The following is a 22,260-nucleotide window of genomic DNA, read 5'->3' as shown; positions in this document are numbered from 1 at the left end:
GCGCGGGCCGCCGCCTGCGCCTGCAGGTCCAGCGACGTCATGCCGGGCACCTTGCCCAGGTCCGATTCGGCGGCGCCGACGATGGCGACCGGTTTGGAAGATTTCATGGATGGTCCTCAGCCTGTTGTACTCAGAGCGTCCGGGCGATCAGCTCGCGCATGATCTCCGAGGCGCCTCCGTAGATGCGGTTCGGCCGGACGTCCGTGTACGCCCTGCCGATCGGGTATTCGCGCATATAGCCGTAGCCGCCGTGGAACTGCAGCAGATCGTCGATGGCGCGGGTGGCCTCCGCCGCCCACAGCTTGGCCATGGCCGCGCCGGCCGCGTCCAGCTCGCCGTCCAGGTACTGGCGCACGCAGCCGTCGACGAATGCGCGAGTGGCGGCGGCCAGCGTCTTGATATCGGCCAGCTTGAAGCGGATGTACTGGTTGTCCAGCAGCGCCTTGCCGAACGCCTCGCGCTGCCTGGCGTAGTCCACCGTCCATTGCAGCGCGCTTTCCAGCGCCATGGCGCAGCGCGCGGCGATCATCAGCCGTTCGCGCGCCAGTTCCTTCATCATGTAGCCGAAGCCCTGCCCCGGCTCGCCCAGCAGGTCAGCGTCGGGCACCAGCACGTCCTGGAAGAACAGCTCGGCGGTGTCCTGCGCTCGTTGGCCAACCTTGTCCAGCAGGCGGCCGCGCGTGAAGCCCGGCGTGGCCGCGTCCACCCAGAACAGGCTGATGCCGCGCGCGCCCGCGGCCGGATCGGTCTTGGCCGCCACCAGCACGCGGTCGGCGTGAAAGCCGTTGGTGATGAAGGTCTTCTGGCCGTTGAGCAGATAGCCGCCGTCGACGCGGGCCGCCGTGCTGCGGATGGCCTTGACGTCGCTGCCCGCGCCCGGCTCGGTGATCGCCAGCGAGGCCACCGTGTCGCCGCGCGCCATGGCCGGCAGATGCCGCAGCTTCTGGTCCTCGGTGCCGAAATTGAGCAGGTACGGCGCCACGATGTCGGAATGGGTCGTGAAGCCCGTCACGCCGGTGGCCAGCGCGCGGGCGATCTCCTCCACTACGGCCAGCGTGTGCAGGAAATCGCCCCCGCCGCCGCCATACTGTTCCGGCGTGCTGGGCAGCAGCAGGCCGGCCTGGCCGGCCTGCCGCCACAGCTCGCGCGGCACCATGCCCTCATGCTCCCATTGCTCATGGTGCGGCGTGATTCGCTCGGCGATGAAACGGGCGACCATGTCGCGGTACAGCTCGTGCTCGGGCGCGAACAGCGTGCGTTTCGGATTCATGCGTGTTCCTTGGTTGTCATCGGGCGATGCCCTCCCCGGCCGGCCAATAGCGCTGCTTGACCAGCCGCTTGAGCAGCTTGCCGGTCTCGGTGCGCGGCATGTCCGCGGAGAAGTCCACGCTCTTGGGGCACTTGATGGGAGACAGGCGGGCGCGGCAATAGTCGATCAGCGCCTGCGCCAGCGCCGGGCCCGCGTCCGACGGGTCGCGCAGCTGCACCACGGCCTTGACCGCTTCGCCGAACTCGGCGTCCGGCACGCCGATCACGGCCACGTCGGCCACGGCCGGATGCGTGCACAACAGGTTCTCGGCTTCCTGCGGATAGATGTTCACGCCGCCCGACACGATCATGTTGGAGAGCCGGTCCGTCAGGTACAGATAGCCGTCCGCGTCCAGGTAGCCGATGTCGCCATAGGTGGCCCAGCCGCGCGCGTTGTAGGCCTTGCGTGTCTTGGCCGGATCCTTGTGGTATTCGAAGGCGCCGCCGCCCGAGAAATAGATGACGCCCGGCTGCCCCGGCGGCAGTTCCCGCTCGCCGTCCTCGCTGACGATATGCACGCGGCCGAACTCGGGCCGGCCCACCGAGCCGGGATGCGCCAGCCATTCCACGGAACCCAGCGAGGTGCGCCCGACCAGCTCGGTGCCGCTGTAGTACTCGTACAGGATCGGCCCCCACCAGCGGATCATGGCCTGCTTGACCTCGGCCGGGCACGGCGCCGCCGCGTGCACCGCGTAGCGCAGCGAGGACAGGTCATGGCGCGCGCGTTCCTCGTCCGGCAGGCGCAGCAGCCGGATGAACATGGTCGGCACCCATTGCGAATGCGTGACCCCGTGCGCGGCAATCGCCGCCAGCGCGGCAGTGGCGTCGAACTTCTCCAGCATCACGCAGCTGCCGCCGGCGCGCAGCACCGCCATGTTCCAGCGCACCGGCGCGGCGTGGTAGAACGGCGCGGTGGACAGGTAGACCGTGTCCGGGCCGAAGGCCTTCCAGGCGCTGCTGGGCGCCTCGCCGACGCGGAAATAGCGGTTCGCCTGCGCCAATGGACGCTTGATGCCCTTGGGCAGGCCGGTGGTGCCGGACGAATACAGGAAATCCGTGCCCTCGGGCGTATCCGGCAGCGACACGTCCTCGGGCTGGCGCGCCAGCCAGTCTTCGTAGTCCGCCGCGCCGTCCACTGCGCCGTCCATCGAGATCCGGATCACGCCCGCCGCGTCCAGCCTGGCCGGATCGAGTTCGGCCCGGGTATGGCTGGAATGGAACAGCACGCGCGCGTCGCAGTCCGCGATGATGTACTGCGCCTCTTCGCGCTTGAGGTGGCGGCTGATGGTCGTGTAGTACAGACCGATGCGATGCGCCGCCCACAGCAGCTCGAAGTAGCGTGGATGGTTTTCCAGGAAGACCGCGACCACGTCGCCCGTGCGCAGGCCCGCCGCCAGCAGCGCGGCCGCGCAGCGCCGGCTGCGCTGCTCCAGCTCGCGCCAGGTCACGGCCGCGCCCGAGGGCAGCATGTGGTAGGCGACGCGGTCCGGCATCTGGCGGGCGTAGGCCACGATCGGCGGGATGTTGCGGGTTGCCTCGTTCATGCCGCCAGCTCCGCCACGCCGTTGTTCAGCACCGCCACGCCGCGTTCCTGCGCCCAGGCGCGGAACTGCAGCCGCCCGCCGTCGCGCCAGATGTCCACGCGCAGCGTTTCGCCGGGAAAGAACGGCGCGGAAAAGCGCGTGGCGATGCTGGCCAGGCGCTTGCCGCCCTGGCCGCAGGCCCGCGCCAGCGCGCGGCCGGCCATGCCATAGGTGCACAACCCATGCAGGATGGGCCGGTCGAAGCCCGCCTCGCGCGCCATGCGCGGCACGGCGTGCACCGGGTTGAGGTCGCCATTCAGCCGGTACAGCAGCGCCTGCTGCGGCAGCGTGGGCAGCAGCACGGACTCGTCGGGTTCGCGCTCCGGCGGCGCCGGCAGCGCCGGCGGCGGTTCGTCGCCGGCGCCGAAGCCGCCATCGGCGCGGCAGAACGACACATGCTCGACGGTGGCCAGCGGCTGGCCGCTGCCGGCGTCGGAAATCTCGCGCGCCGTGACCACCAGCGCGCCCTTGCCGGCGCCCTTGTCCACCACGCGCGTGACGCGGGTCCGGCTGCGCACCTCGGCCTGCGCGGGCAAGGGGGCATGGAACACCATGCGGTGCTCGCCGTGCAGGATGCGCAGCCAGTCGATGCCGGTGGCCGGATCGGCCGCCCAGCCGTTGGGCGCGCCCACCGTGGCCAGGAAGGTGGGCGCCACCGCCGTGTCCTGTTCATGCACGTAGCGCAGCTCGGTTTCGTCCAGCGGATCGCCGCCATAACCCAGTCCCAGCGCATAGATCATGCAGTCGCGCGCGGTGTAGCGGTCGACGCGGTCGTCGAACGTCCATGCCCGCAGGCGTTGATAGTCGATAGCCATTGCCTCTCCTTGTGCGTCGCGGGCCAACGCCGGAACGCCGCCCGCCCCGCCGTCATTCCGCCTTGATGCCGGCGGCCTTGATGATCTTTTCCCAGCGGTCCTTTTCCGAGCGGATGAAGCCGTCGAACTCGGCCGGCGTGCCGCCCTGGACAATGCCGCCCTGCAGCGCCAGCTGCTGCTTCACGTCCGGGTCGGCCAGCGCGGCGTTCAGCGCTTCGTTCAGGCGGGCGACCACGGCCGGCGGCGTCTTGGCCGAGACCAGCACGCCCAGCCAGGCGCCGACGTCGATGTCCGGGTAGCCCTGCTCGGCCAGCGTCGGCACGTCGGGCAGGATCTGGCTGCGCTCGCGCGTGGTCACGGCCAGCGCGCGCAGCCGGCCCGCCTTGACCAGCGGCGCCACGGTGATGACGTTCTCCACCGTGAAATCGACCTGTCCGGCAAGCAGGTCGTTGGTGGCGGGCGCCGCGCCCTTGTACGGCACGGTGACGGCGGCGATGCCAAGGCGGTTCTTCAGCAGCTCGCCGCCCAGGTGACCCGAGGTGCCGATCATGGACACCGCCATCGACAGGCCGCCGGGCTTGTCCTTGGCATGGGCGCGGAAGTCCGCCAGCGTCTTGACCGGCGAGCTGGCGTTGACCACCAGCGCGTTCGGCATGGTGATGACGCGCGCCACCGGCGCGAAATCGTCCATGCGGTAGGGCAGCTTGTCGTAGAGCGTGTAATTGACCGCGTTCGGCCCGCTGCTGCCCATGATGAGCGTGTAGCCGTCCGGCTCGGCCCGCAACATGCTCTGCATGCCGAGGATGCCGGCGGCGCCGGCCACGTTCTCGACCACGACCGGCTGCTTGAGCAGCTCGGACAGCTTCTTGCCGACCACGCGGCTGGTGATGTCGAGGATGCCGCCCGGCGAGCTGGGCGCGATCAGCCGCAGCGGCTTGTTGGGATAGTCGCCGGCCGCCTGGGCGGATGGCGGCAGGGCAAGGCCGGCCGCCAGGCCGGCCAGCAGCGCCAGCGCGGCGCGTCTGGATACGTTCATGGTGGAGTCTCCTGGTTTTTTTTCTTGTGGTCCGGCCGCGCTCAGTTCACGGTCAGTCCGGTGGCCTGCACCACGTCCCGCCACTTGCGCTCTTCCGCCGCCAGGAAGGCCCTGGCCTCGTCCGGGCCGCCCGTCAGCGGACGCGCGTAAATGCGGTCCATGAATTCGCGCACGTCGGGTTCGCGGTTGATCTGCGCGACCGCCTCGGTCAGCGTCTTCAGAACCGGTTGCGGAATACGCGCCGGCGCGGCCAGAAAATAGACGGCTTCCACGTCATAGCCTTTCAGCCCGCCCTCCTCGATGGTGGGCAGGTCCGGCATGGCCTTCATCCGTTCGCGTCCGGTCACGGCCAGCGCCTTGAGCTTGCCCGCCTGCACCAGCGGAATGGCGGTGGAAACGCTGCCGAACATCATGTCGACGGTGCCCGACACCAGATCCACCTCGGCCGGCGACACGCCCTTGTAGGGCACGTGGGTCATGTCCACGCCAGCCATCACCTTGAACAGCTCGCCCGCCAGATGGATGGAAGAACCCATGCCCGCCGAGCCAAAGGTCAGCTTGCCGGGCGACTTGCGGGCCTCGCGGACCAGGTCGGCCACGCCGTTCAGCCGCGAGGCCGCCGGCACCACCAGGATGTTCGGCGTCGACGCCACCATGCCGATCGGCATCAGGTCGCGCTCCCAGTCATAGGGGTTGCGCTGCATCGCCGCGTTGGCGGCCACGTAGTTCGCCGCCATCGCGATCGTGTAGCCGTCGGCCGGCGCCTGCGCCAGGGCCTGGACGGCGATATTGCCGCCGGCGCCGGGCCGGTTCTCCACGATGAACGTCTGGTTGAACTTCTCGCCCAGCTTCTTGGCGTACAGCCGGGCCAGCAGGTCGGTGGCGCCGCCCGGCGCGAAGCCAACGTACAGGCGCACCGGCTTGTCCGGATAGGCGCCGGCGCCGCTGGCCGCGCCCGTCGCGGCCAGGCTCAGCACGGCGGCCAACAGTCCCTTCAACATTGCCATGGGTGGATCTCCTGAGAGGATGGAAGGAATGTCGGGCGCTGCTTATTTATCCGACATACCAAACACTATACCCGCACATCGGATTTAATTGTCAATTTTTACGGCTGTGTGTATATTTATTCGGCATCTCGTATGATTAACACAGCGGACGCCGAGGCGGCCAGCCCGCCGCGCGGCCAGGAAAAGGGAACCGAAACATGGATTTGCAGCTCACCGGCAAAGTCGCCGTCATCACCGGATCCGGCCGCGGCATCGGCTACGCATCGGCCCTGGCGCTGGCGCGCGAAGGCGCACGCATCGTGATCACCGACATCGACCCCGACTCCGTGCGCCAGGCCGTCGCCGGCTTGAAGGAAGCCGGCTTCGAGGCCACCGGCGCCGTGCTGGACGTCTGCGACGACAGCCAGGTGCGGGCCATGGCCGACGAGGCCGCGCGCGCCTACGGCGGCATCGACATCCTGGTCAACAACGCCGGCTTCACCCGCGACAAGTACCTGCTCAAGATGCCGGAAGCGGACTGGGACGCCGTGGTCGACACCATCCTGAAAGGCGCCTACCACTGCACCCGGGCGGCCCTGCCCTCCATGATGGAAAGGAAGTGGGGCCGCGTGATCAACATCGCCTCGCGCGCGCACTGGGGCAACCCCGGCCAGACCAACTACTCCGCCGCCAAGGCCGGCCTGATCGGCTTCACCCGCGCGCTGGCGCTGGAACAGGGCAAGTTCAACATCACCGCCAACGCCATCGCCCCGGGCCTGATCGAAACGCCGCTGGTGCGCGGCCTGTCCACCTACGACATGCTGCGCGCCAACGCGCTGGCGCGCCAGCCGGTCCAGCGCCTGGGCGCGGTCGAGGACATCGCCGACGCGGTCGCCTTCCTGGCCTCGGAGCGCGCCTCGTTCATCACCGGCGAACTGCTGCATGTGACCGGCGGCCGCTATGCCTCGTGACGCCCTCGTTCCCGCCATCGCCCCCGGAGCCGCCCATGCCTGAAGCCCTTGCCTCCGGCCCGCTGGACGTCGGCCATGTATTCGAGTCCGCCGGCCGCACCATCACCGAGAGCGACATCGTCGGCTTCGCCTGCCTGTCGGGCGATTTCAACCGGCTGCACGTCGACCAAGAATACGCCAAGGGCACGCCCTTCGGGCAGCGCATCGCCCACGGCCTGCTGGTGCTGTCGGTGCTGTCCGGCCTGACCACCCAGTCCGGCGGCTACCGCCGCCTGGAGCCCCATGTGCTGGCGCTGATCGATCTGCATTGCCGCTTTCCGAAGCCGACCTTCATCGGCGATACGATCTTCGTGCGGGTGACGGTGGCCGAAAAGACCGCCAACCACCGCCCCGGCAAGGACAAGGTGGTGTTCCGGCGCGAAGCCATCAACCAGCGCGGCGAAGTCGTGGCGCAAGCCGATTTCGCCATGCTGATGCGGCCCATGGAGAGCCAGGCATGAAACCCTATGCGGACCTGACCCGCCTCATCAACCCGCGCGGCATCGCCGTGGTCGGCGCGTCGCCGCGCGAATCCAGCCAGGGACGCCGGCTGTATGAAAACCTGGCGCTGCATTCGGCCGTGCCGGGCGAGGTCTATCCGGTCAACCCGGCCTATGAGGAAATCGGCGGGCGCCGCTGCTGGCCCTCGGTCAGCGACCTGCCCGCCGGCGATATCGACGTCGCGCTGGTGATGGTCAACGCCGCGCGCGTGCTGGACACGCTCAAGCAGTGCGTGCGGCGCGGCATCCCCTATGCCGTCGTCATGACCTCCGGCTTCTCCGAGGCCGGCGAGGAAGGCCGACGCCTGGAACGCGAGATCGCCGAGCTGTGCCGCGACACCGGCCTGCACGTCTACGGACCGAACTGCCCAGGCTTCGTGAACGTGCGCGACCGCATCGGCATGACCTTCTCGCCCGCCTTCAAGGACGACCTGAACAGCGGCGGCATCGGCCTGGCCACGCAGGGCGGCGGGCTGGGCCGCAACCTGCTGCAAGGCCTGTCCCATGGCGACGGCGTGGGGCTGTGGTTCTCCGCCGGCAACGAGGTCGACCTGGAGATTCCCGATTTCGTCGCCCACATGGCGGTCGATCCCCGGATCCGCGTGATCGCGCTGCTGATGGAAGGCGTGAAGGACGGCCGCCGCCTGACCGCCGCCCTGCAGCTGGCGCGAGAGCGCGGCAAGCCCGTGGTGGTGTTGAAGGTCGGCCGCTCCGAGGCCGGCGTGCGCGCGGCCCAGTCGCATACCGCCTCGGTGGCGGGCACGGCCGCCGTCAACAGCGCGGTATTCCGGCAGTTCGGCGCCATCGAGGTCGACGACCTGGACCAGCTCCTGGCCGTGTCGCAACTGCTGACGCGCGCCTCGGCCAAGAGCGGCAACGGCCTGTGCATCTACACGTTTTCAGGCGGCACCGCCGCGCTGGCCGCCGACCTGGCCGGCGCGGCCCGCCTGCCGATGGCCGGCCTGGCGCCCGCCACGCAAGCCGCCCTGGCCGCGCTGCTGCCGGATTTCGCCAGCATCGGCAATCCCGTGGACACCACCGCCGACATCCTGCGCAATCCGGAAGTCTCGGCCGAATGCCTGCGCATCCTGTGCGCCGATCCCTCGGTCGGCACGGTGCTGTATCCCATTCCAATGGACTATGGCGCCATCACGGACGCGATGGCCGAATCCATCGTCTCGGTGGCCTCGCAGACCGACACCCTGATCGTGCCGGTCTGGATGAGCCGCCGGCTGAGCGCGGGCTACTCCGTGATGGAACGGGCGGGCCTGCTGCCCTTCCTGTCGCTGTCGGACGCCATCGCCGCCCTGTCCCGCGCCATCGCCTGGAAGCCCGAGCCACCGCCCCCCGCCGCGCTGCCCCCGGCGGCCAGCGACGCGCGCGCGCTCAGCGAAGCCGACGCCAAGGCGATGCTGCGCGACGCCGGCCTGCCCATGCCCGCCGGACGGATCGCGCACAGCGCCGACGAGGCCGCCGTCCATGCCGCCACGCTGGGCTTTCCCGTGGTCATGAAAGTGGTCAGCGCGCAGATCGCGCACAAGACCGAGGCCGGCGGCGTCAGGCTGGGCATCGCCTCGGAAGACGCGGCGCGCCAGGCCCATGCCGCCATCCACGAGGCCGTGGCGCGCCACCGCCCCGACGCCCGCATCGACGGCGTGCTGGTCGAGCGCATGCTGCCGCCGGGCGGGCGCGAGGTGCTGATCGGCGTGCACCGCGACGCGGCCTTCGGCCTGGTGATGACTTTCGGCCTGGGCGGCATCTACGTCGAGACCCTGCGCGACGTGGCGCACCGCATGATCCCGCTCTCGCCCGAGGATGCGCGCGCGCTGACGCGCGAGATCCGCCATGTCGAGATCCTGGACGGCGTGCGCGGCCAGGCGCCCGCCGATTTCGCCGCGCTGGAGGCGCTGATCCTGCGGGTGTCCGACTTCGCCTGGCAGCATCGCGACACGCTGCACGAACTGGAACTCAACCCCGTCTGGGTCGGCGCCGCCGGACAGGGCGCGGTGCCGCTGGACGCGCTGCTCGCCTTCCAGGGCGAGGCGCGGGCCGACTGACCACTACCGGGAACATCATGGACTTCTCGCTGGATTCCACCCAGACCGAATTGCTGGATTCGCTGCGCCGCTACCTGAACGCGGAAGTCGCGCCCATCGTCGACCGCTACGAGGCCGAGGGCCGCATGGTGCCGCAGGAGATGCTGCGCGCCATGCGCGACTTCGGCCTGCTGGGCGGCATGCTGCCGGAGCGGGACGGCGGCTACGGCCTGCCGGCCACGACCTACGGCATGCTGATCGCCGAGGTGGCGCGCGTCTGGCCCGCCCTGCGCAGCATCGTCAGCACCAGCAACCTGGCCGCGTCTGTGCTGACCGATGGCGGCTCGCCCGAACTCAAGGAAAAGTACCTGCCGCGCATCCTGTCCGGCGAAGCCATCGCCAGCTTCGCGCTGAGCGAGCCGAACATTGGCTCGGACGCGGCCAATATCGAAACCCGCGCCGACGAAACCGCCACCGGCTGGCGCGTCAACGGCCGCAAGCTCTATATCAGCCTGGGGCCGGTCTGCGAGCTGGGCGTGGTGTTCGTGCGGACGCGGCGCCGCGACGGCGCGCAGGGCGTGTCCTGTCTGCTGTTCGAGCGCGGCATGGCGGGCTTTTCGTCCAGCCCGATCCCCAAGATGGGCATGCTGAGCTGCCCATTGGGCGAGCTGCTGTTCGAGGACGTGGACATCCCCGCCTCGCACCTGGTCGGCACCGAAGGCAAGGGCTTCGCCCTGGCCAAGAAGTACCTCAACATCGGCCGCTGCGTGGTGGCCTTCTCGGCCCTGGGCATCGCCCAGGCCGCCTATGACGCGGCGGTAAAATACGCCGGCGAACGGGTCCAGTTCGGACGGCCCATCGGCGGCTTCCAGCTGGTGCAGCAGATGATCGCCGACATGATGACGCTGGTCGAGACCTCGCGCCTGCTGTGCTATCGCGCCGCCGACGCGCTGGACCGCGACGCGGCGGACAGCCAGCTGCTGTGCTCGATGGCCAAGCGCCACGCCACCGATGCCGTGCTGCGCGTGGCCGAGACGGCCATGCAGGTGCATGGCGGCGCCGGCTACACCACGCTGTTCCCGGTCGAGCGCCATTACCGCGACGCCCGCCACCTGAGCATCGCCGAAGGCACCAACCAGATCCAGTCCCTGCTGATGGCGCAAAGCGTCCTGGGCCTGTCCGCGCTGAAATGATCGCTAGCGCCGGCCTCCCGGCCGGTTCCAACACCCACCGTCCCGCCCCATGCCTCAAATCATTCCGACCGCCCAACGCGTCCTGCAAGTCTTCGAAGTCTATGCCCGCGAACGCCGCCCGCTGACGAATTCCGAAATGGCCCGCATGCTGGACCTGGCCGACAGCAGCTGCTCCGACCTGCTGTACACGCTGCGCCAGGCCGGCTATCTGCTGCGCACGCCCAAGTCGCGCTATTTCCATCCCACCGGGCGGCTGCTCGACGTGGCCCAGGGCATCGCGGCGGCCGATCCGCTGCAGGCCTTCGCTGGCGAGGCGCTGGAAATCCTGACGCGGCAATCCGGCGAATCGTCGATGTGCGGCCTGCTCGACGGCAACAAGGTCAAGATCTACGCCAGCCAGGAAAGCCCGCGCGCGCTGCGCTACGTGGTGCAGCCCGGCACCACCTTCGCGCTGCATGTGGCCGCGCTGGGCAAGGCGCTGCTGGGCGAGATGGACGAGGCCGAGCGCAACGTGCTCATCGACACCATGCAGTTCGAGCACGTGACCGCCAGCAGCATCGCCGACGCCGCCACGCTGCGCGCGCAGATCGAGGCGCAGCGCGAGAAGCAGTACTTCACCAGCCGCGACGAGGGCAACGAGGGCGTCTCGGCCATCGGCATCGCCGGCCGCGTCGGCGGCCAGCTGACGGCCCTGTCCATCGTCGGCCCGACCCATCGGATGGACGCCAACATGGAGCAGTACGTCAAGGTCGCGCTGGAGGCTCGGGCGGAATTCTTCGAAAGATAAAGAGCCCCCCCGAAGCGCTTGCGCGCTTCCCCCAGGGGCATGCCTGCGGACCGGCGGAGCCGGATCCGCGGCATCCCGATTGGGGGGCGGCGGCCTCATGCGTGGTGGTGGTGCTGTGGCGCTGTGGTTTGGTGCTGTGGCTTGGCGGCGGTTGGACTGGCAGTCTTTGGGAGAGGGTGGATGACGGGTCCTTTGAGTGGTTTCACCATCGTGGAAATGGCGGGGATTGGTCCGGGGCCGTTCTGCGCGATGATGCTGGCGGACATGGGCGCGGACGTGATCCGGGTCGACCGGCTGACGCCGGGGTTCCTGGGCGGCGGCGGCACCGTGGTGGATCGGGGCCGGCGCAGCATCGCGCTGGATCTCAAGCAGCCCGGCGCCGTCGACGTGGTGCTGCGGCTGCTGGACGGCGCCGACGCGCTGATCGAGGGATTCCGGCCCGGCGTGATGGAACGGCTGGGCCTGGGGCCGGAGGTCTGCCTGGCGCGCAATCGCCGGCTGGTCTATGGCCGCATGACGGGCTGGGGCCAGGACGGGCCGCTGGCCCAGGCCGCTGGCCATGACCTGAACTACATCGCCCTCACCGGCGCGCTGCACGCCATGGGCGAGGCCGACCGGCCGCCCGCCCCGCCGCTGCACCTGGTCGGCGACATGGGCGGCGGCGCGATGATGCTGGCCTTCGGCCTGTTGTGCGCCTTGCTGGAAGCCGGCCGCAGCGGCCAGGGCCAGGTGGTGGACGCGGCGATCTGCGACGGCGCCTCGCTGCTGGCCACCACCTATCACGGCAAGCTGCGCGACGGCGACTGGGTCAACCGCCGGCAATCCAACATGCTGGATGGCGGCGCGCACTTCTACGGCTGCTATGCCTGCGCCGACGGCAAGTATGTATCGATCGGCGCGATCGAGCCGCAGTTCTACCGCCTGCTGCTGGAACGCTGCGGCATCGACGACCCTGATTTCCAGCGACAATGGGACCGCGCCCAGTGGCCCGCGCTGCGGGCCAGGCTGGCGGCGGTCATCGCCGGCAAGACGCGCGACGAATGGTGCGCGCTGCTCGAAGGCAGCGACGCCTGCTTCGCCCCGGTGCTCGATTTCGAAGAGGCCCCGGACCATCCGCAACACCGCGCGCGCGCCAGCTTCGTCGAGACCGGCGGCGTCCGCCACCCGGCGCCGGCGCCCCGGCTGTCGCGCACGCCGGGGCAGGCGCGGCCGATTCCGCAGCCCGGCCAGCACACCGAGGAACTGCTGGCCGGCCTGGGCTGGTCGCGGTCCGATATCCTGGCCCTGCGCGAACGCGGCGCCATCGCCTGAACCCGCCCCCCGGAGACGCAGCCATGTCCGCCATCACCCAGCCCTATCAGACCCTGCTGCATGCATGCGAGGACGGAGTCGCCACGATCACGCTGAACCGACCCGCGCAGCGCAACGCGCTGGACATGGTGATGCGCGAAGAGCTGGCCCATGCCGTGGACGCGATCCGGCGCGACCGCGAGGTGCGGGCCGTGATCCTGGGCGGCGCAGGCGGCGCGTTCTGCGCCGGCGGCGACATCGGCACCATGGACGCCGATCCGTCCGCCGAGCATGCGCGCGAACGCATGGTCCGGCTGCTGTTCACCGTCGAGGCCCTGATCACGCTGGACCGGCCGGTCATCGCCAAGGTCGACGGCGCCGCCTACGGCGCTGGCCTGGGCCTGGCGCTGACCGCCGACCTGGTGCTGGCCACGCCGCGCGCGCGCTTCTGTCTGTCCTTCCTGCGCCTGGGCGCGATCCCGGACTGCGGCACGCTCTACACCCTGCCCCGCATCGTCGGCTTGCAGCGCGCCAAGGAACTGGCGTACTCGGCCCGGGAATTCAATGCCGAAGAAGCCCGCGACATGGGCATCGTGCTCGACATCCTGCCGCCGGAACGCATCGACGCGCATGCGCGCCAGATCGCGCTCGCCATGGCCGGGCTGCCGGCCGGCGCGCTGTCCACCACCAAGCGCGGCCTGAACGCCTCGCTTAACAGCGACCTGCACACCATGCTGGAGCTGGAAGCCTCGGGACAGGGCGTGGCGCGCTCGTCGCCCTATCACCGCGAGGCCGTCGGGCGCTTCCTGGCCAAGCAGGCGCCGCGCTATCAGTGGCCCACGTCCTGAAAGTGGCCGCTGTCCTGAAGGCCGGCGACGCGCCGCCCGCTACGCCGTCCAGGCGTGCCGCTGCACCACGAAGCCCTCATCGTCCTCCGGCGCCGCGAAGTATGCCGTGATGGCGTCGTACTGCGCCTCGCTGGTCGTGAACGGATGCAGGCCGGATTCGTTGCGCGCGCGCAGGCGCGCCTTGCAGACCTCGTCCGGCACATCCAGGAAATGCAGCCGGTGCGCGCGCCCCGACGCCGCCGCCAGCTCGCGCAGCCATGCACGGCTGCGCCGCGTGTTGGCGGGAAAGTCCAGCACCACGGTCAGACCCGCGTCCAGCAGCGCCCGCACATGCGGCGCGACGACCGCGCGCAGCCGGCCGGCGCAGCGCACGTAGTCATCCAGGCCGTGGATCTCGCCGGGGTACAGCGCCGCCAGCCAGTCGTCCTCGCTGATCCGCAGCGCGCCGGGCTGGCTGGCGAGCGCGGCGGCCAGCGTGGATTTGCCGGCGCCGATCTTGCCGCACAGGAAATGCAGCATGGGCGCGGACGGTTGCGATTGCGGGTCTGTCATGGAAACTCCTTGAGTGGAATAAACCGGAAGACGGGCCCATGAAATGCGAAACCCGCCTTGCGGCGGGTTGCTTGCACGAGGGATGGATGCGCGCTAGCCCGCCAAGGTCTGAATGGCGGGAATAATCGAAGCGGGAACGAACCGGCGCGGCATCATGGGTGTAAGCTTGCCCGCTACGCCGCCCCCTTGTCAAACGCGCGCCGCCTCTCCCGCCGGCGCGCCCCACGCCAGGAATTCCATGTCCGACTCGACGATCTTGCGCCAGGCCGATGCGCGCGACGCCGACCTGATCGCCGCCATGCACGCCGACAGCTGGGCCAGGACCTATCGCGGGCTGCTGCCCGACGGCTTCCTGGACCAGGAGGTCGTGCAGGACCGCCTGGTGCATTGGCAGCACAAGATCGCCGGCCTGGAACAGGGCGTGCAGGCGGTTTTCATCGCGGAACTGGACGGCCGGCCCATCGGCTTCGTCTGCGTCAAGGATGATCCGGATTCCACCTGGGGCGTGCTGCTGGACAACCTGCATGTGCTGGCGCCCTGGCAGGGAACCGGCGCCGGCAAGCTGCTGATGCGGCGCGCGCTGGACTGGGCGCGTGCGCGCGGCGCCCGCCAGATCCACCTGTACGCGCTGGAAGGCAACACGCGCGCCATCGCGTTCTACGAACGGCAGGGCTGGACGCTGTCCGGCGTCGAGGCCGACGAGATCGCCGGCATTCGCGCCCAGGCGCGGCGCTACGTCCATCCGCTGTAAGGCGCGGCGGCCGTGCTCAGTCCGGCGCGCGCTCCGACAATTCGATCAGGTTCAGGTCCGGATCCCTCAGATAGATGGAGCGGATCGGATAGCGGGCGCCGGTGCGCAGCACCGGCCCTTCCACGATCCGCGCCCCGCTCGCCTGCACGCGCGCGATCACCTCGTCCAGCGGCAAGGCGCAGATGAAGCACAGGTCCAGCGCGCCCGGCACCGGCAGGTGCGCCTTGGGCTCGAACTCGCTGCCCTTCACATGCAGGTTGATCTTCTGCTGACCGAACACGAAGGCCTTGCGGCCCTGGCCGAAGGTCTCCAGCTTCATGCCCAGCAGGCCCACATAGAAGTCCACGCAGGCTTGTTCATCGGTGGTGGTCAGGACCAGGTGGTCCAGGTGGTCGATCATGGCGCGCTCCGCCCGGGCGGTCCGGGGATTCCTGTTTTGCGAATACCCGGGACTCTATACCGCATTTACCACCTTTGGGAATTGCCGGCCAGGCATGCAGCCTTCGCATAATGCGAACGCCTCTGCCCTGCCCGCTGCTACACTGCCGCATGGCCCAGGACCTGATCAACCCCGCCCGCGTGGACTTCGTGACCCTGCGGCTGTTCTGCGCCGTGGCGCAGAGCGGCAGCATCACCAAGGGCGCGCGCCACTGCCACCTGGCCCTGTCGGCGGCCAGCCGGCGCCTGTCGGATTTCGAGGCCGCCGCCGGCGCGCAGCTGCTCGAACGCAGCGCGCGGGGCGTGGTCCTGACCGCCGCCGGCCGCCTGGCGCTGCAGCACGCGGCGCGCCTGTTCCAGGGCTTTGAACTCTTCAGCAGCGACCTCAGCGAGCATGCCAGCGGCGCGCGCGGCCATGTGCGGCTGTGGGCCAATATGTCCGCGCTGGTGCAGTTCCTGCCGGCGACGCTGGCCGACTTCATGGCGCGCAGCCCCGGCACGCGCGTGGAGGTCGAGGAACAGCTGAGCGGCGACATCGCCCGCGCGGTGCAGGACGGCCTGGCCGACCTGGGCATCTGTGCCGCCGGCGTGCCCGGGCGCGGCCTGGACCTCACGCCCTTCCGCCGCGACCAGCTGGTGGTGGTGGCGCCGGCGGACCATGCGCTGGCCGCCCGCGACGCCACCGATTTCAGGCGCTGCCTGGCCTATGACTTCGTCGGCCTGAACCGGGGCAGCTCGCTGCTGGACACCCTCGCGCGCGCGGCGCAGGACGCCGGCCTGCCGCTGCGCCTGCGCATCCAGGTGCGCAGCTTCGACGCCATGTGCGAGATGATCGCCGCCGGCCTGGGCATCGGCGTGTTGCCGCTGGGCGCCTGCGAGCGGCGGTTGGGGCCGTGGGGCTTGACGGCCTTGCGGCTCGAGGAAAGCTGGGCCGAACGCCAGCTGCTGATCGCCGCCAGCGCCGAACGGCCCCTGTCGGCCTCGGCCGCGCTGCTACTGCGGCATCTGCGCGACGGCGCCGACGCCTGAGGCCGGCCGCCGCTATCCGAGCGGCGCCTCGTCGCGCACCACTTGCGCCGCCGTGCGCAGCGTCTGTAGAAAAAGTTCGGTCGCGGCGGCCGCGCGCGCCTGGCGCCGCGTCATGATGCCCACCGGATGCAGCTTGGCCTGCAAGGCCAGCGGCAGGATCGCCAGCTGGCCGCGCGCGGCCAGCGAGCGCGCCACCCGCAGCGGCATGGCCGACAGCAGCGGCGTGCGCTGCAATAGCGACACGATGGTGAGGATGGCGCCCGATTCCACCGCGACCTGCGGGAAGCCCGCGCCGCGCGCCGCGACCGCGCTGGCCACCAGGCTGTAGAGCGCGGCGTTGCGCGACGGCAGCACCCAGCGGTAGCGGTCCAGCTCGGCGCCGCCCAGCCGGCTGCGGGCCGCCAGCGGATGCGAGGGGCCGCAGACCGCGGCGGTGGCCTCTTCGTACAGGATCTCGCATTGCAGGTCGGCATCGGCGCCCTCCACCACCAGCCGTCCGACGATGCAATCCAGCTCGCCCGCGCGCAGGGCGGGCAGCAGCTGCTGCTCCAGCCCTTCGCGCAGTTCGATCCGCAGGTCCGGATGCGTGGCCTGCAGGCGTTCCACGGTCAGGGGCGCCAGCAAATGGGCCACCACCGGGAACACGCCCACGCGCACCTTGCCCGACGCGCCGCTGGCCGCCGCCGTCAGCTCGGCGTGGGTCGCGTCCAGCTCGTTGAGCAGCAACCGCGCGCGGCCGATCATCATCTGGCCCAGCGGCGTCGGCGTCACGCCGTGGTGCGAGCGCTCGAACAGCGCCTGCCCGGCCAGTTCCTCGGCCTCGGCCAGCAGCTTGCTCAGCGCCGGCTGGCTCAGGTGCATGGCCTCGGCCGCGCGATGCATGTTCAGGCAGCGGCCCAGCTCGTCCAGCAACACCAGATGGCGGATGCGCAGACGCGAGCGCAACTGCTGCAAGGTGGGAATCTGCGACATGGTCGGTCCTGCGCCATCCGGTTATCGATTGATCATGAAATGCAATTATCCAGTTATCGGGCGCATGGCCATACTAGGGCTTGTGCGGGGCGCCTTGCCGCGTCCGCGGCCACCAACAATGAACGCATCAACAAGGGGAATTGCCATGTATCGTCGTATCGCCGCGCTGGCGCTGGCCTGCGCGCTCGCGCCGGGCGCCGCCCTGGCCGACATCCGCATCGGCGTCATCGCCAGCAGCACCGGGCCGGGCGCCTCGATGGGCTCGCTGTACCGCAGCACCGTGCCCATGCTGCCCAAGACGCTGGGCGGCCGCGCCGTGGAGTACATCGCGCTGGACGACGCGACCGACCCGTCGGCCGCCGTGCGCACCGCGCGCAAGCTGGTGACCGAGAACAAGGTCGACGCCATCATCGGGCCCAGCAACGTGCCGACCTCGCTGGCCGTGACGGAAGTGGCGCGCGAGGCGCGGACGCCGCAGCTGTCGCTGGCGCCCATCACGGTCAACCCCGACCGCGCCGCCTGGATCTTCGTGATCGCCCACGGCATCGACCTCATGGTCGAGTCGCTGACCGCCGACATGGCGCGGCGCAACGTCAAGACGGTGGCCTACATCGGCTTCTCGGATGCCTGGGGCGATGCCGTCTACCGCGCCTTGCAGGAGGCCGCCGCCAAGCGCGGCATCAAGGTGCTGAGCAATGAACGCTATGCGCGCACCGACAACTCCGTCACCGCCCAGATACTCAAGATCACCTCGATGAATCCCGACGCGGTGCTGGTCGGCGGCTCGGGCACGCCCGGCGCGCTGCCGCACCTGTCGCTGCGCGAGCGCGGCTACGGCGGCGTGCAATACAACACCCACGGCGTGATCAACCGCGACTTCCTCAAGCTCGGCGGCAAGGGCGTGGACGGCGTGATCGTGCCCAGCGGCCCGGTGCAGGTGGTGGAGCAGCTGCCCGCCGACAGCCCCATCAAGCCGGTGGCCATGCGCTACGCGCAGCAGTACGAAGCGGCCAACGGCGCCGATTCGCGCAACGCTTTCGCGCCCTATACCTACGACGCGTACCTGCTGCTGGACGCCGCCGTGTCCAAGGTGCCCGCCGACGTGCAGCCCGGCACCCCGGCCTTCCGGCAGGCGCTGCGCAACGCGCTGGAAGGCCTGAACGGCGTCGTCGGCACGCAGGGCATCTACAGCATGTCGCCCGCCAACCACAACGGCCTGGACGAGCGCGGCGTCGTGCTGATGCAGGCCCGTTCCGGCGCCTGGCATTTCCTGCCCTGACCCGCCCCACCCTCGCAACGCAGGAGTCCGCATGACTGGCGTCCATATTCCCTATGGCGTGTACTGGAGCACCCCTTTCGCCCGCTGGCAGGGCAGCCTGTCGCGGCTGCACAGCCTGCGCCTGGCCGCCTGGACCGCGGCCCGCGAACTGGCGCGGCGCGGCATCGATCCCGCCGGGCTGGACGCCGCCGTGCTCGGCTATTCGGTGCCCCAGCAAGGCGCCTTCTACGGCCTGCCCTGGGTGGCCGGCATGATGGGCGCGCCCCATCTGGCCGGCCCGGTGGTCGCGCAGGCCTGCGCCACGTCCGTGCGCGGCATGGCCACGGCGGCCGCCGACATCATGCTGGGCCAGGCCTCGGCCGCGCTGGTGCTGATGGCCGACCGGGTCTCCAACGGGCCGCAGCTCTACCATCCCGACCCCGCCGGGCCGGGCGGCTCGGGCGTGCATGAGAACTGGGTGCTGGACAACTTCTCCAAGGATCCCTGGAGCGGGCTGGCCATGTTGCAGACCGGCGAGCGCGTGGCGCAGCGCCACGGCATCTCCACGGCGGAGCAGAACGCCGTCACGCTGCGCCGCTACGAGCAATACGCGCAGGCCTGCGCCGACGAGCGCGCGTTCCAGCGGCGCTACATGACCCTGCCGTTCGAGCTGCCCGATGCCGCCTTCGCCAAGACCGTGGGCGCGCTGCAGGGCGACGAGGGCATCCACGCCACCACCGCCGAGGGCCTGGCGCGGCTGGCGCCGGTACTGCCGGATGGCAGCATCACCTATGGCGGCCAGACCCATCCGGCGGACGGCAACGCCGGCATGCTGATGACCACGGCGGCGCGGGCGCGCGAGCTGTCGCGCCGGCCCGAGATCGGCGTCGAGGTGCTGGCCTTCGGCCAGTCGCGCACGGAAACCGGCTACATGCCGCAGGCCCCCATCGAGGCCGCCCGGCGCGCGCTGGACCGGGCCGGACTCAAGCCCGCCGACCTGCACGCGGTCAAGACCCACAACCCCTTCGTGGTGTCCGACATCGCGCTGGCCCGCGCCACCGGCCTGGACGTCATGGAGATGAACAACTACGGCTGCTCGCTGGTCTGGGGCCATCCCCAGGCGCCGACCGGTCTGCGCTCCGTCATCGAGCTGATCGAGGAACTGGCGCAGCGCGGCGGCGGGCTGGGCCTGTTCACCGGCTGCGCCGCCGGCGACAGCGCGATGGCGGTGGCGCTGCGCGTGGACGCGGCCGGAGGCCGGCCATGAACGTCGCCCTTCCCGCGCGCATCGCGCTGCTCCCGGAACTGCTGGAGCGCGCCGCCGCCGACTGGCCCGACCGCACGGCCCTGGTCTGCGGCGAGCGCCGCATCGACTACCGCCGCTACGCGGCCGAGGTGCGCGCGGCGGCGCGACGCCTGCGGCAGGCGCTGCCGCAGGGCGCGCGCGTGGCCACCCTGCTCGGCAACTCCGACCTGGCCTGCGTGCTGACGCTGGCGCTGCAGATGGCCGGCTGCCAGCACGTGCCGCTCAATCCGCTCTATACGGCGCGCGAGCTGGATTTCATCCTGCGCGACGCCGAGGCGGCGCTGCTGATCGCCGACGAGGCCTCGTCCGCCCTGGCCGCGCCGCTGGCCGCCGCGCAAGGCATCCGCCTGCTCGATGGCGCGACGGCCCGCGCCTGGACCGTTCCGTCCGACGAAACGCCAGCGTCCGCGCCGCCCGGCGACGCGGACGCGCCGGCGCTGCTGCAATACACCGGCGGCACCACCGGCCAGCCCAAGGGCGTCATCCTGAGCCGGGCCGCCATCGCCACCAATGTGTTCCAGCGCGAAGCCGTGCTGCCCACGCGCCACGGCGCCGAGACCGTGCTCTGCGCCATGCCGCTGTTCCATTCCTATGGCATGGCGATGGGGCTGTTCCTGGCGGCCAGCGCCGCCGCCACGCTGGTGGTGCTGCCGCGCTACCGGCCCGACGATGTGTTCGATGCCGTGGCGCGCGAACGCGTCACGCTGTTCCCCGGCAGCCCGACGATCTATGCCGGCCTGATGGCGCATGCGCGATTCACGCAGACCGACTGGTCCAGCGTGCGCGTCTGCTATTCGGGTTCCGCGCCGCTGGCCGAGGAAACGCTGCGGCGCTGGGAGGCGGCGGTGGGCGCGCCGATCTATGAAGGCTATGGCCAGACCGAGGCCGGCCCCATCCTGACCTACAACGGTCCGCAAGGCAGCCGCGCCGGCTCGGTGGGCCGGCCCGTGCCCGGCACCGAGGTCGAAGTCGTGGACCTGGAGACCGGCGCGAAACCCCTGCTCCCCGGCCAGCGCGGCGAGATCCGCGCGCGCGGCCCGCAGATCATGCAAGGCTATCTGGCGCGCCCCGAGGCCACCGCCGAATCGCTGCGCGACGGCTGGCTCTACACCGGCGACATCGGCGAATTCGCCGAGGACGGCTTCCTGTACATCCGCGACCGCAAGAAAGACCTGGTGATCGTCGGCGGCTACAACGTCTATCCGCGCGAGGTCGATGAAGTTCTGTACCTGCACGCGGACGTGGCGCAGGCCGCCGCCGTGGGCTGGCCGGACAGCTACCGGGGCGAGGTCATCCGCGCCTTCGTGGTGCTGCGGCCCGGCGCCAGCGCGGACGAGGCGGCGCTGCTGGCGCATTGCCAGGCCAACCTGGCGCGCTACAAGGTGCCGGCGGTGATCGAGATCCTGGACGCGCTGCCCTGCACCAGTGCCAACAAGGTCGACAAGAAGGCCCTGCGCGCCCGCGCCTGACCCCGCCTCAGGCGCGGCGCCAGGCCACGGCCAGCAAGGCCGCCACGGACAGGCCCGCGCCCGCCAGGAAGGTCGCGCGCATGCCGGCGGCCAGCGCCTGCGGCGGCGCCGCCAGCAAATCCTGTGCGCCCGCGCCCCAGGCGAACACCGCACCCATCGCCGACGCGCCGGTGACCAAGCCCAGGTTGCGCGACAGGGTCAGCAGCCCGGACACCACGCCGCGATGCCCGGCCGGCGCAGCCGCCATCACCGCCGCGCCATTGGCCGCCTGGAACAGCGCGTAGCCCGCCGTCAGCACCAGCAGCGGCGCGATATAGCCGGCCACGCCCAGCGCCGCCGGCGCCAGCGCCAGCAGGGCGCAGCCCGCCGCCATCGCGGCCAGTCCCAGCAAGGCCATGCGACCGGCGCCGTGGCGATCCGCCAGGCGGCCGGCTGACATACCGGCCAGGGCCGCCGCCACCGGCCCGGCCGACATCGCCAGGCCGGTGCCGCCGGCATCCAGGCCCAGCGCGCCGGCCAGATAGAACGGGCCGACCACCAGCGTGGCCATCATCACCGTGGACACCAGCGCATTGGCCGCGCAGCCCAGCCGCAACGCGGATTCGCGCAGCAGCGCCGGCTGGATCAGCGGCGCGGCCACGCGCGCCTCGGTCCAGAGAAACAGCCACGCGCCCGCCCCGGCCAGGCACAGCAACGCCAGATTGAACCAGCCGGCATGGCCGCGTCCCAGCGTCATCGCCAGCGCATAGGCCAGCAAGGTCGCCGCCAGCAGGACCGTGCCCGGGCCGTCGAAACGCGGCCGGTTCGCGGGCGCGCCGCCGGCCGGCAGGTAGCGCCAGGCCAGGCCCAGCGCCAGCGCGCCCGGCGGCAGCAGCGCCAGGAACAAGGCGCGCCAGCCATAGGCTTCCAGCAGCAGGCCGCCCAGTGACGGCCCCAGCGCCGTGCCGGCCGCCGACATGGCGCCCAGCATGCCCATGACGCGGCCCGCGCGGTCCTTGCCCGCCAGTTCGGCCGCGAAGGCCAGCGACAAGGCCATCATCGCCGCCGCGCCCAGGCCCTGCGCGGCCCGCGCCACGGCCAGCCAGGCCAGCGA

General features: G+C 70.8%; 21 protein-coding genes. 12 read left to right on the top strand and 9 right to left on the bottom strand.

Translation table 11 applies throughout. The features are described 5' to 3' along the window. Positions 1-130 precede the first annotated feature (130 nt). Genes AC6LJ9_RS26015 through AC6LJ9_RS25995 form a run of 5 tightly spaced genes read right to left on the bottom strand, consistent with a single transcriptional unit; the run spans position 131 to position 5,749 of the window. The gene (locus tag AC6LJ9_RS26015) at positions 131-1,270 is read right to left on the bottom strand and encodes an acyl-CoA dehydrogenase family protein (RefSeq protein WP_498149778.1); all 1,140 of its coding nucleotides are present in this window, start codon (positions 1,268-1,270) and stop codon (positions 131-133) included. 16 nt (positions 1,271-1,286) lie between these two features. Further along, positions 1,287-2,852 carry an acyl-CoA synthetase gene (locus AC6LJ9_RS26010; protein WP_498149777.1) on the bottom strand — a complete coding sequence of 522 codons (1,566 nt, stop codon included), beginning with the start codon at positions 2,850-2,852 and terminating at the stop codon, positions 1,287-1,289. Beyond that, on the bottom strand, positions 2,849-3,706 hold the full coding sequence (locus AC6LJ9_RS26005; protein WP_498149776.1) for a MaoC/PaaZ C-terminal domain-containing protein: 858 nt from the start codon (positions 3,704-3,706) through the stop codon (positions 2,849-2,851). Before AC6LJ9_RS26005 ends, AC6LJ9_RS26010 begins: the two co-directional genes overlap by 4 nt. Before the next feature lie 52 nt (positions 3,707-3,758). Further along, a complete protein-coding gene (locus AC6LJ9_RS26000; protein ID WP_498149775.1) occupies positions 3,759-4,742 on the bottom strand; it encodes a Bug family tripartite tricarboxylate transporter substrate binding protein in 984 nt (327 codons plus the stop codon). Positions 4,743-4,783: 41 nt separating this feature from the next. Next, entirely contained in the window at positions 4,784-5,749 is a 966-nt protein-coding gene (locus AC6LJ9_RS25995) for a tripartite tricarboxylate transporter substrate binding protein (protein WP_498149774.1), read from the bottom strand. Between the two features lie 197 nt (positions 5,750-5,946). Here AC6LJ9_RS25995 and fabG point away from each other — a divergent pair, with 197 nt between their 5' ends. The 7 genes from fabG to AC6LJ9_RS25960 all read left to right on the top strand — a co-directional run bounded on the left by fabG (position 5,947) and on the right by AC6LJ9_RS25960 (position 13,392). Next, complete coding sequence (gene fabG, locus AC6LJ9_RS25990; RefSeq protein ID WP_498149773.1) at positions 5,947-6,699, top strand: 3-oxoacyl-ACP reductase FabG; 753 nt, start codon at positions 5,947-5,949, stop codon at positions 6,697-6,699. 35 nt (positions 6,700-6,734) lie between these two features. Continuing rightward, entirely contained in the window at positions 6,735-7,199 is a 465-nt protein-coding gene (locus tag AC6LJ9_RS25985) for a MaoC/PaaZ C-terminal domain-containing protein (protein WP_498149772.1), read from the top strand. Next, positions 7,196-9,295 (top strand): acetate--CoA ligase family protein, encoded by a 2,100-nt coding sequence (locus AC6LJ9_RS25980; RefSeq protein WP_498149771.1) that lies wholly within the window; start codon positions 7,196-7,198, stop codon positions 9,293-9,295. The genes AC6LJ9_RS25985 and AC6LJ9_RS25980 overlap by 4 nt, the downstream gene beginning before the upstream one ends. Positions 9,296-9,312: 17 nt before the next feature. Then, positions 9,313-10,467, top strand: a complete 1,155-nt coding sequence (locus AC6LJ9_RS25975; protein ID WP_498139656.1) for an acyl-CoA dehydrogenase family protein — start codon at positions 9,313-9,315, stop codon at positions 10,465-10,467. Between the two features lie 49 nt (positions 10,468-10,516). Next, positions 10,517-11,254 carry an IclR family transcriptional regulator gene (locus tag AC6LJ9_RS25970; protein ID WP_498149770.1) on the top strand — a complete coding sequence of 246 codons (738 nt, stop codon included), beginning with the start codon at positions 10,517-10,519 and terminating at the stop codon, positions 11,252-11,254. Between the two features lie 180 nt (positions 11,255-11,434). Further along, positions 11,435-12,565, top strand: coding sequence for a CaiB/BaiF CoA transferase family protein (locus AC6LJ9_RS25965; RefSeq protein ID WP_498149769.1), 1,131 nt, complete (start codon positions 11,435-11,437; stop codon positions 12,563-12,565). Between the two features lie 23 nt (positions 12,566-12,588). After that, positions 12,589-13,392 carry an enoyl-CoA hydratase/isomerase family protein gene (locus tag AC6LJ9_RS25960; protein WP_498149768.1) on the top strand — a complete coding sequence of 268 codons (804 nt, stop codon included), beginning with the start codon at positions 12,589-12,591 and terminating at the stop codon, positions 13,390-13,392. A gap of 39 nt (positions 13,393-13,431) precedes the next feature. Here the strand turns inward: AC6LJ9_RS25960 and AC6LJ9_RS25955 are convergent, their stop codons facing one another. Beyond that, a complete protein-coding gene (locus AC6LJ9_RS25955) occupies positions 13,432-13,944 on the bottom strand; it encodes a P-loop nucleotide/nucleoside kinase family protein (protein ID WP_498149767.1) in 513 nt (170 codons plus the stop codon). A gap of 238 nt (positions 13,945-14,182) precedes the next feature. On the opposite strand from AC6LJ9_RS25955, the gene AC6LJ9_RS25950 reads away from it, so the two are divergent. Next, positions 14,183-14,695, top strand: coding sequence for a GNAT family N-acetyltransferase (locus AC6LJ9_RS25950; RefSeq protein WP_498149766.1), 513 nt, complete (start codon positions 14,183-14,185; stop codon positions 14,693-14,695). Between the two features lie 16 nt (positions 14,696-14,711). On the opposite strand, the gene AC6LJ9_RS25945 is transcribed toward AC6LJ9_RS25950, so the two are convergent. After that, positions 14,712-15,095 carry a VOC family protein gene (locus tag AC6LJ9_RS25945; RefSeq protein WP_498149765.1) on the bottom strand — a complete coding sequence of 128 codons (384 nt, stop codon included), beginning with the start codon at positions 15,093-15,095 and terminating at the stop codon, positions 14,712-14,714. A 149-nt stretch (positions 15,096-15,244) separates the two neighbouring features. On the opposite strand from AC6LJ9_RS25945, the gene AC6LJ9_RS25940 reads away from it, so the two are divergent. Continuing rightward, entirely contained in the window at positions 15,245-16,162 is a 918-nt protein-coding gene (locus tag AC6LJ9_RS25940; protein WP_498149779.1) for a LysR family transcriptional regulator, read from the top strand. A 12-nt stretch (positions 16,163-16,174) separates the two neighbouring features. Here the strand turns inward: AC6LJ9_RS25940 and AC6LJ9_RS25935 are convergent, their stop codons facing one another. After that, on the bottom strand, positions 16,175-17,134 hold the full coding sequence (locus tag AC6LJ9_RS25935; RefSeq protein ID WP_498149764.1) for a LysR substrate-binding domain-containing protein: 960 nt from the start codon (positions 17,132-17,134) through the stop codon (positions 16,175-16,177). A 145-nt stretch (positions 17,135-17,279) separates the two neighbouring features. Between AC6LJ9_RS25935 and AC6LJ9_RS25930 the strand changes: the two genes are divergently transcribed. The 3 genes from AC6LJ9_RS25930 to AC6LJ9_RS25920 are packed head-to-tail and all read left to right on the top strand — an operon-like array spanning position 17,280 to position 21,167. Then, entirely contained in the window at positions 17,280-18,413 is a 1,134-nt protein-coding gene (locus AC6LJ9_RS25930) for an ABC transporter substrate-binding protein (RefSeq protein WP_498149763.1), read from the top strand. A gap of 31 nt (positions 18,414-18,444) precedes the next feature. After that, positions 18,445-19,659 (top strand): thiolase family protein, encoded by a 1,215-nt coding sequence (locus AC6LJ9_RS25925; RefSeq protein ID WP_498149762.1) that lies wholly within the window; start codon positions 18,445-18,447, stop codon positions 19,657-19,659. After that, a complete protein-coding gene (locus AC6LJ9_RS25920) occupies positions 19,656-21,167 on the top strand; it encodes an AMP-binding protein (protein WP_498149761.1) in 1,512 nt (503 codons plus the stop codon). Before AC6LJ9_RS25925 ends, AC6LJ9_RS25920 begins: the two co-directional genes overlap by 4 nt. A gap of 7 nt (positions 21,168-21,174) precedes the next feature. Here the strand turns inward: AC6LJ9_RS25920 and AC6LJ9_RS25915 are convergent. Beyond that, a partial coding sequence (locus AC6LJ9_RS25915) for an MFS transporter (protein ID WP_498149760.1) occupies positions 21,175-22,260 on the bottom strand: 1,086 nt, incomplete at its 5' end.

The organism is Achromobacter sp. 1011811831 (genome assembly GCF_059760905.1).
The sequence above is the reverse complement of the archived record's forward strand: the minus strand, read 5'-3'. Positions and strand labels throughout refer to the sequence as shown.